The 13646-nt window shown below is 68.9% G+C and carries 12 protein-coding genes; 7 read left to right on the top strand and 5 right to left on the bottom strand.

From position 1 onward, the window contains the following. The first annotated feature begins 167 nt into the window (after positions 1-167). Both dnaE and U9J66_RS06575 read left to right on the top strand, forming a co-directional pair. Positions 168-3728, top strand: a complete 3561-nt coding sequence (dnaE, locus tag U9J66_RS06580; RefSeq protein ID WP_326337306.1) for a DNA polymerase III subunit alpha — start codon at positions 168-170, stop codon at positions 3726-3728. A 167-nt stretch (positions 3729-3895) separates the two neighbouring features. Further along, on the top strand, positions 3896-4750 hold the full coding sequence (locus tag U9J66_RS06575; protein WP_326337305.1) for a PadR family transcriptional regulator: 855 nt from the start codon (positions 3896-3898) through the stop codon (positions 4748-4750). 103 nt (positions 4751-4853) lie between these two features. Here U9J66_RS06575 and U9J66_RS06570 read toward each other — a convergent pair whose 3' ends face one another. Continuing rightward, on the bottom strand, positions 4854-5384 hold the full coding sequence (locus U9J66_RS06570; RefSeq protein WP_161111552.1) for a DinB family protein: 531 nt from the start codon (positions 5382-5384) through the stop codon (positions 4854-4856). 110 nt (positions 5385-5494) lie between these two features. Between U9J66_RS06570 and U9J66_RS06565 the strand changes: the two genes are divergently transcribed. Next, entirely contained in the window at positions 5495-6067 is a 573-nt protein-coding gene (locus U9J66_RS06565) for a hypothetical protein (protein ID WP_326337304.1), read from the top strand. 6 nt (positions 6068-6073) lie between these two features. Here the strand turns inward: U9J66_RS06565 and U9J66_RS06560 are convergent, their stop codons facing one another. The 4 genes from U9J66_RS06560 to U9J66_RS06545 form a co-directional block, all read right to left on the bottom strand. Then, complete coding sequence (locus tag U9J66_RS06560) at positions 6074-7942, bottom strand: AMP-dependent synthetase/ligase (protein WP_326337303.1); 1869 nt, start codon at positions 7940-7942, stop codon at positions 6074-6076. A gap of 129 nt (positions 7943-8071) precedes the next feature. Beyond that, positions 8072-8557 (bottom strand): Cys-tRNA(Pro) deacylase, encoded by a 486-nt coding sequence (gene ybaK / locus U9J66_RS06555; RefSeq protein WP_202421668.1) that lies wholly within the window; start codon positions 8555-8557, stop codon positions 8072-8074. A gap of 28 nt (positions 8558-8585) precedes the next feature. Beyond that, a complete protein-coding gene (locus U9J66_RS06550; protein WP_014912061.1) occupies positions 8586-9368 on the bottom strand; it encodes an LON peptidase substrate-binding domain-containing protein in 783 nt (260 codons plus the stop codon). Positions 9369-9517: 149 nt separating this feature from the next. After that, positions 9518-10078, bottom strand: coding sequence for a ferritin (locus U9J66_RS06545; RefSeq protein ID WP_041561916.1), 561 nt, complete (start codon positions 10076-10078; stop codon positions 9518-9520). Between the two features lie 259 nt (positions 10079-10337). Here U9J66_RS06545 and hisD point away from each other — a divergent pair, with 259 nt between their 5' ends. From hisD to U9J66_RS06525, 4 genes are all read left to right on the top strand, one after another. Next, on the top strand, positions 10338-11645 hold the full coding sequence (gene hisD / locus U9J66_RS06540) for a histidinol dehydrogenase (RefSeq protein WP_108914097.1): 1308 nt from the start codon (positions 10338-10340) through the stop codon (positions 11643-11645). 108 nt (positions 11646-11753) lie between these two features. Next, entirely contained in the window at positions 11754-12836 is a 1083-nt protein-coding gene (locus tag U9J66_RS06535; RefSeq protein ID WP_014912049.1) for a histidinol-phosphate transaminase, read from the top strand. A gap of 44 nt (positions 12837-12880) precedes the next feature. Then, complete coding sequence (gene hisB / locus U9J66_RS06530; RefSeq protein WP_014913322.1) at positions 12881-13474, top strand: imidazoleglycerol-phosphate dehydratase HisB; 594 nt, start codon at positions 12881-12883, stop codon at positions 13472-13474. Next, entirely contained in the window at positions 13475-13636 is a 162-nt protein-coding gene (locus U9J66_RS06525; protein ID WP_014911839.1) for a hypothetical protein, read from the top strand. It abuts the gene before it with no gap. Positions 13637-13646: the final 10 nt, after the last annotated feature.

Below are 13646 nucleotides of genomic sequence, written 5' to 3'. Positions count from 1 at the left end.
ACCCGGGGCCTCTCCGGACGCTCCACGGTCACGACCCGGGCCCCGGGGGGAACATCACGTTCTCCGGAAGGGGCGCTCCGTCCACAGGCGGCCGCGAACGTCGTGGGAAAGTCGTAGGCTCGTGGGACACCATCCGTCCTACAAGTCCTTTCGGGAGCACTCCACCCATGGCCGACTCCTTCGCTCATCTGCACGTCCATACCGAGTACTCGATGCTGGACGGGGCCGCGAAGCTGAAGCCCCTGTTCTCCGAGGCCGCGCGGTTGGAGATGCCGGCGGTGGCCATGACCGACCACGGCAACATGTTCGGCGCCTACGAGTTCTACCAGCAGTCCAAGGGCTCGGGGGTCAAGCCGATCATCGGGATCGAGGCCTACGTGGCGCCCGAGTCCCGGTTCCACAAGAAGCGGGTGTTCTGGGGGCGGGCCAGCGGATCGGACGACGCCTCGGCCGAGGGCGGCAAGGACATCTCCGGTGGCGGCCGCTATCTGCACATGACGATGTTGGCGCAGAACGAGACGGGTCTGCGCAACCTGTTCAAGATGTCGTCCCTGGCCTCCATCGAGGGCTACTACATGAAGCCCCGGATGGACCTGGACCTGATGGCGGAGAACAGCGAGGGCATCATCGTCTCCACCGGCTGCCCCTCGGGGGGTGTGCAGACCCGGCTGCGGCTGGGTCAGGAGAAGGAGGCCATCGACTACGCCGCGAAGCTACAGGACATCTTCGGCAAGGAGAACGTGTTCCTGGAGCTGATGGACCACGGGGTCTCCATCGAGAAGGAGGTCCGCGACGGTCTGCTCAAGGTGGGGCGGGCGTTGGACATCCCGCCGTTGGTGACCAACGACTCGCACTACGTGTACGAGTCGCAGGCCTCGGCGCACGACGCCCTCCTGGCGGTCGGGGTCGGTAAGAACCTGGACGATCCGACCCGGTTCCGGTTCAACGGCTCCGGCTATTACCTCAAGACGCCCGACGAGATGCGCGGGATCCTGAACTTCGACGAGTGGGCTCAGGGCTGCAAGAACACCCTGCTGATCGCCGAACGCATCGAACCCGACGCCTACGAGGGCGTGTTCGCCGAACGCGACCTCATGCCGACCTTCCCCGTCCCCGAGGGGGAGACCCAGTCCTCCTGGCTGGCCAAGGAGGTCGAGCGACTGCTCCAAGGGCGCTACCCGGACGGGGTGAGCGACGACGTCCGTAAGCGCGTCGACTTCGAGCTGGGCATCATCAACGAGATGGGGTTCCCGGCGTACTTCCTGGTGGTCTCCGACATCTGCCAGTACGCGCGCAAGGCGGGGATCGCGCTCGGCCCGGGGCGTGGTTCGGCGGCCGGTTCGATGATCGCCTACGTGCTGGGCATCACCGACCTGGACCCGTTGGAGCACGGTCTGCTGTTCGAGCGGTTCCTCAACCCCGAACGTGTGACCATGCCCGATATCGACCTGGACTTCGACGAACGTCGACGCGGGGAGATGATCGACTACGTCACCCGTCTGTACGGCGAGGAGCGGGTCGCGCAGATCCTGACCTTCGGCACCATCAAGGCCAAGGCCGCGGTCAAGGACTCCACCCGGATCCTGGGCATGCCCTACTCGGTGGGCGACCAGATCACGAAGGCGTTCCCGGCCGCGGTGGGCGGCAAGGAGATCCCGCTGGACGCGGTGTTCAACACCGAGCACGAGCGCTACAGCGAGACCACCGAGCTGCGCAACCTGGTGGAGAACGACCCCCAGGTGAACAAGGTCATGGAGACCGCCCGGGGTATCGAGGGTCTGACTCGCGGCACGGGTGTGCACGCGGCGGGCGTGATCCTGTCCAAGGAACCCCTGCTCGACGTCATTCCGCTGCACAAGCGCGACACCGACGGCGCCATCATCACCGGCTTCCCCTTCCCTCAGTGCGAGGACATGGGTCTGCTGAAGATGGACTTCCTGGGCCTGCGCAACCTCACGATCATGGACGACGCGGTCAAGTCCATCAAGGAGTCCGAGGGGATCGACATCGATCTGGGGCAGCTGCCCCTGGACGACAAGAAGACCTACGAACTCCTCTCCCGGGGTGACACCCTCGGCGTCTTCCAGCTCGACGGCGGCGCGATGCGCAACCTGCTCAAGCGGATGGAGCCGAAGAAGTTCGGTGACATCGCGGCCGTGCTGTCCCTGTACCGGCCCGGTCCGATGGCGGCCAACGCCCACAACGACTACGCCGACCGGTCGAACGGGCGCCAGGAGATCACCCCCATCCACCCGGATCTCAAGGACGCCCTGGAGCCGATCCTGGGGGAGACCTTCCACCTGCTCGTCTACCAGGAGCAGATCATGGCCATCGCCCAGCAGCTGGCCGGTTACAGCCTGGGCGGCGCCGACCTGATGCGTCGCGCGATGGGTAAGAAGAAGAAGGAGGCCCTGGAGGCGGAGGAGGCCAAGTTCTTCCCCGGCGCGGCCGAGCGCGGCTTCTCCAAGGAGGCCACCCAGGCCCTGTGGGACGTCATGCTGCCCTTCGCGGGCTACGCGTTCAACAAGTCGCACGCCGCCGGGTACGCGCTGGTCTCCTACTGGACCGCCTACCTCAAGGCCAACTACCCCGCGGCCTACATGGCCGCGTTGTTGACCTCGGTCAGTGACGACAAGGACAAGATGGCGGTCTACCTGGCCGAGTGCCGGGCCCAGCACATCAAGGTCCTGCCCCCCGACGTCAACGAATCCGGTCTGCGCTTCACCCCGGTCGGCTCCGACATCCGCTTCGGCATGGGCGCGGTCCGCAACGTGGGCGCCAACGTGGTCAATTCGATCATCAAGACCCGTACCGAGAAGGGCAAGTTCACCTCCTTCACCGACTTCCTGTCCAAGATCGAGCTGGCGGCCTGTAACAAGCGGGTGATCGAATCGCTGATCAAGGCCGGCGGCTTCGACTCCCTCGGGCAGCCACGTCGGGAGCTGTACCGCCACCACGAGATGGCGGTGGACGGCATGATCAGCTCCAAGAAGCAGGAGGCCCACGGTCAGTTCGACCTGTTCGGGGGCGGGGACGACGGCGACTCCACCCCCATCGGTCTGGACATCCAGTGGGGCGACGAGGAGTGGGACCGCAAGACCAAGCTCGCCTTCGAACGCGAGATGTTGGGTCTGTACGTGTCCAGCCACCCGCTGGCCGGCGCCGAACGGGTGCTGGCCCGCTCCCGGGACACCCCGATCGCCAAGATCGTGGCCGGTGACCTGGCTCGGGAGAGGGGCGAGGTGCGGATCGCGGGGCTGATCTCCAAGGTCGACAAGCGCACCAACAAGGCCGGTAACCAGTGGGCGATCGCCACGGTGGAGGACCTGGACTCCAGCATGGAGGTGCTGTTCTTCCCCAAGACGTATCCGCTGTACGTGGAGGCGTTGCTGGAGGACACGGCGGTCACGGTCAAGGGTCGGCTCAACGACCGGGACGGCACCTGGTCGATGTTCGCCTCGGAGATGTCGATCCTGGACATCTCCCACATCACCGAGGGCGAGCCCCCGGTGCTGCTCACCGTCGACGAGAAGCGGCTCACCCCGGAGCTCATCGGTGATCTGCGTCAGGTGTTGAGCACGCACAAGGGGGAGACCCCGGTGCGGATCCGGGTGGACAACCCGGTGCGTTCGCGTGTCTACGCGGTCGAGCGCTACTCGGTGCGGATCTCCCCGGAGTTCAACGGTGAGGTGAAGAGCCTGCTGGGGGCGTACTCGGTCGACTACTGACCTTCGAGCCCCCGGTGGGGGCGCTCCGGCCAGGGCCCTCGTGTGCGGTGTCGCACACGAGGGCCTTTTTCGTGCCTCTCTCTTGCCAGAAGATAGTTAGCGATATATCTTTGAGCTATCGAGACAGTGAACGACTGTCTTGGAATATCTACAGAGAAGAGAACGACATGACAGCCATGGCACTTCCCGGGCCCTGGTCCTGGGGCGGACGACGTTCCGAACGGCGCTTCGACCGCTTCATCCCGGGCCGGGACCGACACGACGCCCACACCGCTTCGGACGAGGCATGGATCGACGGGCACCACGGCCCCCACGAGCACCGGGCGGAGGTCCCTGAGCCGCCCCGGCCACCGCACCCTCCGCACCCTCCGTGGGGCAGGGGTCCAGGCGGACCGTTCGGCCCTGGAGGCCCCATGGGGCCCGGTGGCCCCTTCGGGCCGGGCGCGCCCTTCGGCCCCGGTGGCACCTTCGGTCCCGGGGGTTTCCCCGGGCACGAGGGGGGACACGGCCGTCGGCGCGGTGGCCCTCGCGCCCGGCGGGGCGACGTGCGCACCGGCATCCTCCTGCTTCTGGCGGAGGAGCCGCGCAGCGGATACGAGATCATCCGCGAAGGCCGTGAACGCAGCGGCGGGGCCTGGCGCCCCAGCTCCGGTTCGGTCTACCCGATGCTCCAACAGTTGGAGGACGAGGGCCTGATCGAGCAGGTCGCGGGCGAGGGGCGCCGTCGCCCCTACCGGCTCACCGACGAGGGCCGGGCCTACCTGGAGGAACGGGGCGAGGGGCTCACGCCGCCATGGGAGGCGGGGGCCGACGCCTACGCCGACACCCGGTCGCACTACGAGGAGATCGGCGGCCTGGCCTACCAGCTCGCCGCGGCCGCCTCCCAGGTCGCCCAGGCGGGCACCCCGGAGCAGGTGGAGCGGGCCAAGCGTCTACTGAACGAGACCCGACGCAACCTCTACCTGCTCCTCGCCGAGGAGGACGTCGAAGGCGACGACCCCGACGCGGAACGGGAGGGCTGAGGTCTCACTCGGGCCCTTCACGGGCCCATGAACGAAGGGATCCGGGGCGGTGGTCCACCGCCCCGGATCCCTTCGTCGCGTATCGGTGGCGGGGTTCGATGACCTAGAGGCCGGTACGTCCGTCGGCGAGCTCTCGGAGCAGGTCCAGATGACCGTTGTGCCGGGCGGTCTCCTCGATCATGTGCGTGATCACCCAGCGCAGGGTGGTGCGTCCCTCCTGAAGGACACGGCGTGAGGAGTTGCCCAGCTCCAGGTGGGAGGTGATCTCCCGTGAGCGGGCGCACTGCTCCTCGTACTCCGCCAACAGTTCGCCGAGGGGGCGTCGTGCTCCTACCCGGAACTCTCCGTCGGGGTCCTGCTCCGAGTACGGGGCCTCGTCCGGCTGGTTGAGCATCACCACTTCGAACCAGAAGGCCTCCACCCAGCGCAGATGGGACACGATCCCGCCGATGGTGGTCATCGGGGAGGTCGGGATCGGAGCGGCCGAGGCGAACTCCGGGTCCAAGCCCGCGCACTTGGCGTGCACCGTGGCGCGATGCCGGTCCAACCAGGCCAGCAGCATCGTCCGTTCGTCGGCGGCCATGGGAGGATCGACACGCTTGAGAAGGGGCACGGGATCGCTCTCGTCGTACATGCGGGTATTGTCCTTCGGGTCGTGTCCGGTATCCACTGGTTTTCGGCAGGTCCGGGCGGAGGGGAGCACACAGGGTGAAGGCGGAGCGCGCCCGCGCGGGTGATTCGGGGGTGGCACGCGCCCTGATCGTGGCGGTGTGCGTGTTCGGGGCCGTGGCCCTGCTCGGCGCTCTACTGGGGCCCCTCTGGTGGTGGCTCGCGCCCCGCCCCGAGGTGACCGCTCTGGGGGAGGGGGAGATCTTCCCCGGGACCTCCGAGGAGTCCTTCGCGGGAGAGGGCTACTTCGTCGTCATCACCGCGGTGGCCGGGATGATCACCGGTTACCTCTGCTACATGGCCCAGTTCACCCTGGCCGACAGACGCCTCCAGGACCTGCGCCTGCCCCTGCTCCTGGTGAGCACCGTGGCGGCGGCCGTGGCGGCGATCCTGGTCTGGCGGATCGGGATCGCCCTCGACGCGCCCGCGCGGGAGATCGTCCGGACCGCCGACCCCGGCGACACCGTCATGGGCGCGCTTCGGCTCCAGGCCACCGCCTTCCTGGTGGTGTGGCCCTTCGTCCACGTCCTTCAATACGGTCTGCTCGACGGCGTCAGCCTGCTGCGCTCCGACCAGCCCGGCGTCCCCGAACCCGAGCCGGCACCGACCGCCGCTCCGGAACCCGACACGGGGGAACGGCGGGACTGAGGGCGTTCAGGAACGTCGGGGCGCCTTCTCGTACAACCCGTCGAGCAGGTCGGCGTACTTCTCCTCCACCGCCCGGCGGCGCATCTTCAGGCTCGGCGTGATCTCTCCGCCCTCCACGGTCAGTCCGTTCGGCAGGATCGCGAAGTCCTTGATCGTCTCGTGGCGGGGCAGCCCCTTGTTGAGCTCGTCGACGGCCTCCTGGACCATGCGCCTGACCTTCGGCTCCCTGGTCAGCCCGACGTAGTTCAGCGCGCCCAGACCGTTGTTCTCCGCCCACTCCTCGATCGCCTCGGGGTCCAAGGCGACCAGGCCCACGCAGTAGGGGCGCCGATCTCCGTGCACGACCAGGTTGCTCGCGTACGGGCACAGGGCCTTGAAACGGTTCTCGATGCTCTGCGGCGCCACGTACTTGCCGCCGGAGGTCTTGATCAGCTCCTTCTTGCGGTCGGTGATCCGCAGGTGGCCGTCCTCCAGGGTGCCGATGTCACCGGTCGCGAACCAGCCCTCCTCGGTGAGCACGGCCTCGGTGGCGCCGGACAGGTTGTGGTATCCGCGCATCACCCCGCCACCGCGCAACAGCACCTCGCCGTCCTCCGCGATCTTGACCTCGGTTCCGGGCAGCGGCAGCCCGACACTGCCGAAACGCGCCTCGCCCGGACGATTGAGGAAGGAACCGGCGGAGGTCTCGGTCAGCCCGTAGCCCTCCAGGATGGTGATCCCGGCACCGGAGAAGAACCGGCCGATCTCCGGGGCCAGAGGGGCGCTGCCGGAGACGAGGAAGCGCAGCCGGTCGCCGAAGCGGGCGCGCAGCCGGGAGAACACGAGTCGGTCGGCGATCCGATGCCGGGCGGCGAGCAGGCCGGTCGGCTCCTCGCCCCTCTCCCGGAGCCGCGCCACCCGGTCGCCCACGTCCGCGGCCCAACGGAAGATCCTGTACTTGGCCTCGCCGCCCTCCTGAGCCTGGGTGACGACCTTGGCGTACACCTTCTCGAAGATGCGAGGGGCTGCGGCCATGAAGGTCGGCCGTACGACGGACAGGTTGTCGACGATGCGGTCCACCCGCCCGTCCACGGCGGTGACGAAACCCAGACGCAGCTGGCTCACCTGCATCAGCTTGCCGAAGGCGTGGGCCAGGGGCAGCCACAGGAACTGCACGTCGTCGCCGGTGAGCAGCCCCCGCCCCTGAGCGCGCAGCTCCTCGTCCAGGGCCTGGAGCGCCTGGGCCTCGTACAGCCAGTTCGCGTGGTCCAGCCGCACGCCCTTGGGGCGGCCGGTGGTGCCCGAGGTGTAGATCAGGGTGGCCAGGTGTTCGGGGCGGACCGCCGCGACCAGCTCGTCGAACAGCCCCGGGTCCTCGGCGTGCCGACGGGCACCGAGGGCCTCCAGCTCGTCCAGGCCCATGACCCAGTCGTCGTCTCCCCCAGCGGCGCCTTCGAAGGCGATCACCCTGGACAGGCCGGGCATGGCCCCGCGCTGTTCGCGCAGTTTGGCGACCTGCTCGTCGTCCTCGGCGAAGGCCATCATGCTGCCGGAGTCGGACACGATGTAGGCGAAGTCGGGCGGGGTGGAGGAGGGGTAGATCGTGGTGGAGGCACCGCCCGCGCACAGGATCGCCAGGTCGGCGAGGATCCATTCGATCCGGGTGTTGGAGGCGATGGCGCATCGGGCCTGGGAGGTCAGGCCGAGGGAGTGCAGCCCCAGGGCCAGGTCGCGCACACGGTCGCGTGCCTGGTTCCAGGTCAGGGTCCGCCAGGCCTCGGGGCCGCCGTCGGGGGAGGGGACGGGGTGGGTGAACGCCTCCCGCGTACCGGATTCGGCGACGCGGGAGGCGAACATGTCGGGGATGGATCGGTAGGGGGATGAGGTGTCGGGCATGTCACAAAGCTACCCCCGGGTAGGGGGGTGGGCAACAGTCCGTGGGCGACTGTGCGCAGGTCCACCGCCCCTTGTGCGACACGGCTTCGCCCCTCGTGGCGGGGCTCACCCGACGCTCACGCTCAGGGCTCAGGGAGCGGCGATGGGAGCGGTGACCGCCTCGGTCAGCGCGATCAGGTCCGCGGGCGCCAATTCCATCTGGAGCCCCCGCCGCCCGGCGGAGACGTAGACCGAGACCAGCGAGGTGACCGAGGAGTCGATGACGGTGCGCAGCCTCTTGCGCTGTCCCAGCGGGCTGATGCCTCCGCGGACGTATCCGGTGATCTTCTCGGCGCGACCCGGGTCGGCCATGATCGCCTTCTTGCCGCCGACCGCGGCGGCCAGCGCCTTGAGGTCGAGGGAGCCGGCGACCGGCACCACCCCGACGGTGAACACACCGTCCACCTCGGCGACCAGGGTCTTGAACACCCGGTGGTGCGGCACTCCCAGAGCGTCCGCGGCGTCGGCCCCGTAGGAGTGCCCATCGCTCTCCTCGGGCGCCTCATAGGGGTGCAGGGTGTAGGTGGTCTTGGTCCGACCCGCGGCCACGGTAGCGGGCGTGGCTTTTCCACTCATGGGTCACCTCGGCTTTCCACGTAGGGATCTAGTTGAAGGAGACACCGTTGTTGAGGAAGGGACCCGCGGGGAGGTTGGGCAGGGTGGGGGCGGTCACGATGCGATTCTCCCTGCGGAGGAAGCGAGCCGCCACCGCCAGCCGGGTCGCGGCGTCCTCGGCCTCCAACAGGCGTTGTTTCTCGGCGGGATCCAGCACGATCGAGGCCGCCACCGTATGGGACAGGGCCACCGGATCCCGTGGCAGGTCGCGCGAGGTCTCCGGAGCCATACCGATCTCCGACAAGCGGCCACGGTACACCTCATAGAGATCGCGCACCCGTTCGGCGTGCTCCTCGGCGTCCGGCCCCATGGCCTCGGGGAGCAGCGTCACCGAGGCGCTGGAGTACTCGTCGGGGGAGGAGGCGTCGACCTCCGGAAGATCATCGATCCGGAACCGCGTACCGCCCTCGACGACCAGGTCGTAGCGCCCGTCCTCGTAGGTGCGCACGTCACGGACGACCGCGGTGCAACCGACGGCGCTCACCAGTGGCAGGGTCGGACGGCCTCGGCCCCCCGCGGTGCCGGGCACCCCGGTATCGGCGCCTCCGGCCCCCTGCCCGGACTCGCTCGCCACCTCGTGGCCGAGTTCGATCCACACCGTTCCGAAACGCACGGGCCCGCGTTCGCGTCCACCGACCTCTCCACCGGCCAGGGTCGGGCCGAGCAGTTCCGAGACCAGCCTCCGGTACCGGTGCTCGAAGACGTGCAGCGGGATGGTCATCCCCGGGAACAACACGGTGTTCAGCGGGAAGATCGGCAGGGCCTCAGGCATGGTCCCAGTATGCCGCCGGTTCGAGGCCCGAAGAGTCCCGGCGTTGTCGGAACGGTGTGTCGCGCCCCTTTCCTCCGCTCCCGGCGTGGACACGACGAGGCCCCGCCCGGGTTTCGGGCGGGGCCTCGGGGCGCGAGGGACATCGGACGTCAGGAGACGGACGGGCCGGCGGTCCCGGGCGTGTTCTGACCGCCCTCGGTCTCACCGGGCATGTCACGGGCCACGAAGGTCTCCACGTCGAAGAGGTTGCCGTTCGAGCGGTCGACGACGTTGAGCAGAGTCGACATCTTGGCGACCTCCTCGACCTGCTCCTGGATGAACCACTGGAGGAACTGTTCCCCGGTGTAGTCCTCCTCGTCGCGGGCCACCTTGGCCAGACGCTGGAACTGGTCGCTCACCTGACGTTCCTGACGCAGCGCCAGCGCGACCAGATCACGGGTGGCGGAGAAATCGGTCTCGATCTCGTCCACGCCGGGAAGGGCGAACGACACGTCGTTGTCGAGCAGGTACCGCACGATCATCATCGCGTGGTCGCGCTCTTCGAGGGACTGCTCGTAGAAGACCCTGGCCAGCTGGGGCAGGTCCTGGTCGTCGAACCAGGCGGCGATCGCCACGTACTGGTGCGAGGCGGTGAACTCGTGCCGCACCTGGTCGACGAGGAGACGGTGGAACTTGGAAAGGTTGCTATCGCCGGTCTTGGTGGAAGTCATGTCACCAATATAGACCATCGAATGGCATTTGCGAAACGTCAGAAAAGGCGTGTGAATTTGTTAGGCAAGCCTTTCAAAAGCTTCATTAGGTAAGGTGATCCAAAGTAAGGGGAAGCTTATTGGCGAAGCGTTCGGGGCTTTTGTCGCGCGATGCTCGCCACGACCTCGGTCGCGGGGTTCGCGCCGGTCGGAGCGGTGTGGTGTCCATCATTCGGACTCCACCGGCCCCGATCCGGCCCAGGGCCCCTAGACTGGGGCCGTGATCAGTCGAATCGACCTCCGAGGTTCCCAGGACGACCCGCGCGACTCCCTTCCGCGCGCCGAAATCGATGTGGCGGACGCCACCGAACGCGTCCGTCCCATCTGTGATGACGTACGCCATCGCGGAACCGAGGCCCTGATCGAACTCACCGAGCGCTTCGACGGTGTGCGGCTCACCGACATCCGCGTCCCCAAGGACGCCCTCGACCGCGCCCTCACCGAACTCGACCCCCGGGTGCGCGCCGCCCTGGAGGAGTCCATCCGGCGCGCCCGCAAGGTCCACTCCGCCCAACGGCGTGAGGACCACACCACCCGCGTGGTGCCCGGCGGCACCGTCACCGAGAAGTGGATCCCGGTCGACCGGGTCGGCCTCTACGTGCCGGGCGGACGGGCCGTCTACCCCTCCAGCGTCATCATGAACGTCGTCCCCGCCCAAGAGGCGGGCGTGTCCTCCCTGGCGGTCACCTCACCGCCCCAGAAGGACTTCGGCGGCTTGCCCCACCCGACGATCCTCGCCGCCTGCGCCCTGCTCGGCGTCGAGGAGGTCTACGCGGTCGGCGGAGCCCAGGCCGTGGCGATGTTCGCCCACGGCACCGAGGACTGCCCGCGCGCGGACATGGTCACCGGCCCCGGGAACATCTGGGTCGCCGCCGCCAAGCGCCTGCTCAAGGGCATCATCGGTATCGACGCCGAGGCCGGCCCCACCGAGATCGCGGTTCTGGCCGACCACACCGCCGACCCCGACCACGTCGCCGCCGACCTCATCAGTCAGGCCGAGCACGACGTCGTCGCCGCCTCCGTCCTGGTGACCCCGGACGAGGCCCTGGCCGACGCGGTCACCGAACGTCTCGCCGTGCGCGCCGCCGCCACCCGGCACAGCGAGCGTGTCCTGGAGGCCCTGGCGGGTCCCCAGTCCGGCATCGTCCTGGTCGACGACCTCGAACAGGGCCTGGCCGTCGTCAACGCCTACGCCGCGGAACACCTGGAGGTCATCACCGACCAGGCGTCCGTGTGGGCCGACCGGGTGCGCAACGCCGGGGCGATCTTCGTCGGGCCGCACTCCCCGGTCTCGCTCGGCGACTACGCCGCCGGCTCCAACCACGTCCTCCCCACGGGGGGCTGCGCCTGCCACAGCGGCGGGCTGAGCGTGCAGACCTTCCTGCGCGGGGTGCACGTCGTCGAATACGACCGCGACGCGCTGGCCGACGTCGCCCACCATGTCATCACCCTGGCCGAGGCCGAGGACCTGCCCGCCCACGGCGAGGCGATCGCCGCCCGGGTCGGGCACGGCGACGACCGGGACTGAGACCGACCACACCCGACGGAGCGGGCGGACCGACCGGAGCTCCCCGACCACCAGAGTCACAGGAGACGTCGGCCGCCCCTCCCACCACCGACCACGAGTGTGAGACCAGTGAGCTTCACCCTGAACGACCTTCCGCTCCGCGACGATCTGCGGGGACGCTCTCCCTACGGTGCCCCCCAGCTGGACGTGCCGGTGGTCCTCAACACCAACGAGAACCCGCACGCCCCCTCGCCGGCCCTGGCCAAGGCCCTGGCCGAGGCGGTCGCCGACACCGCGACCGGGCTCAACCGCTACCCGGACCGGGACGCCCTCCGCCTGCGCGAGGAACTGGCCGCCTACCTCGGCCACGGTCTGACCGCCGCCGGCGTATGGGCGGCCAACGGCTCCAACGAGATCCTCCAGCAGCTGCTCCAGGCCTTCGGCGGCCCCGGTCGCACCGCGATGGGCTTCGAGCCCTCCTACTCCATGCACCCGATCATCTCCAGGGGCACCGGAACCGCGTGGGTCTCGGTGCCGCGCGACGCCGACTTCCGTATCGACGTCGACGCCGCCTTGGAGGCGATCGCCGAACACCGGCCCAGCGTCGTCTTCCTCACCTCGCCCAACAACCCCACAGGGACCGCCCTGGAACTCGCCGACATCGAGCGTGTCGCCCGGGCCGCCCCCGGCGTGGTCGTCGTGGACGAGGCCTACGCCGAGTTCCGGCGGGAGGGCACGCCGAGCGCACTCACCCTGCTCGACGAGCACCCCCGGATCATCGTCTCCCGGACCATGTCCAAGGCCTTCGCCCTGGCCGGAGCGCGCGTGGGCTACCTCGCGGCGCACCCCGCCGTGGTCGACGCCCTCCAGCTGGTCCGGCTGCCCTACCACCTGTCGGCCGTCACCCAGACGGTGGCCCTCACCGCGCTCGAATACTCGGGCGAGCTGCTCGGAGCCGTCGCCGACCTGCGCCGCGAACGCGACTCGCTCGTCGACTGGCTGCGCTCGGAGGGCTTCTCGGTCGCCGACTCCGACGCCAACTTCGTCCTCTTCGGAGAGTTCGAGGACCGCAACCTGGTCTGGCGCCGGATGCTCGACCGGCAGGTCCTCATCCGCGAGGTCGGTCCGCCCGGCTGGCTGCGCGTCACCGTCGGCACACCGGAGGAGATGGTCGCCTTCCGCGACGCCCTCCTGAAGGCCACCGGCCGCTGACCCGCCCCTTCCACGTCCCACCGTTCTCCTCGAAAGAGATCATCATGAGCCGCACCGGGCGCGTCGAACGCGCAACCAAGGAAACCAAGGTCCTGGTCGAGGTCGACCTGGACGGCACCGGGATCGCCGACGTCTCCACCGGCGTGGGCTTCTTCGACCACATGCTCGACCAGCTCGCCAAGCACGGCCTGTTCGACCTGACCGTGCGCACCGAGGGCGACCTGCACATCGACTCGCACCACACCATGGAGGACACCGCCCTGGCCCTGGGCGCCGCCTTCCGCGAGGCGCTCGGCGACCGCGCCGGCATCCGCCGCTTCGCCGACGCGAAGGTGCCCCTGGACGAGGCGCTGGCCGAGGTCACCGTCGACGTCTCCGGCCGTCCCTACCTCGTGCACACCGAGCCCGAGGGCATGGCCCCGGTGATCGGTCGCGACTACGACACCACCATGACCCGGCACATCTTCGAGTCCTTCGTGGCCCAGGCGCGCGTGGCCCTGCACATCCACGTGCCCTACGGCCGCAACGCCCACCACATCGTCGAGGCCCAGTTCAAGGCCTTCGCCCGGGCCCTGCGCGTGGCCACCGAGAAGGACCCGAGGGTCACCGGCGTCCCCTCCACCAAGGGCGTCCTGTAGATGGACACCGACCTCTGGGGACTGCTCCTCATCGTCTTCGGCGGCTTCCTCGCGGGCGGTGTCTACGTGCTGTGGAACAAGAACCGCCTGATCGCCGTCGCCCTGGCCGGATGTGTCGTGCTCGCCGTGGTCTCCGGCGCGCTGCGGCTCGGCTACCTCTAGAAAGGCACCC

Origin of the sequence: Nocardiopsis sp. LDBS1602, assembly GCF_035818715.1 — a bacterium.
Classification (GTDB): domain Bacteria; phylum Actinomycetota; class Actinomycetes; order Streptosporangiales; family Streptosporangiaceae; genus Nocardiopsis; species Nocardiopsis alba.
This window is presented reverse-complemented; position numbering and strand designations above follow the sequence as displayed.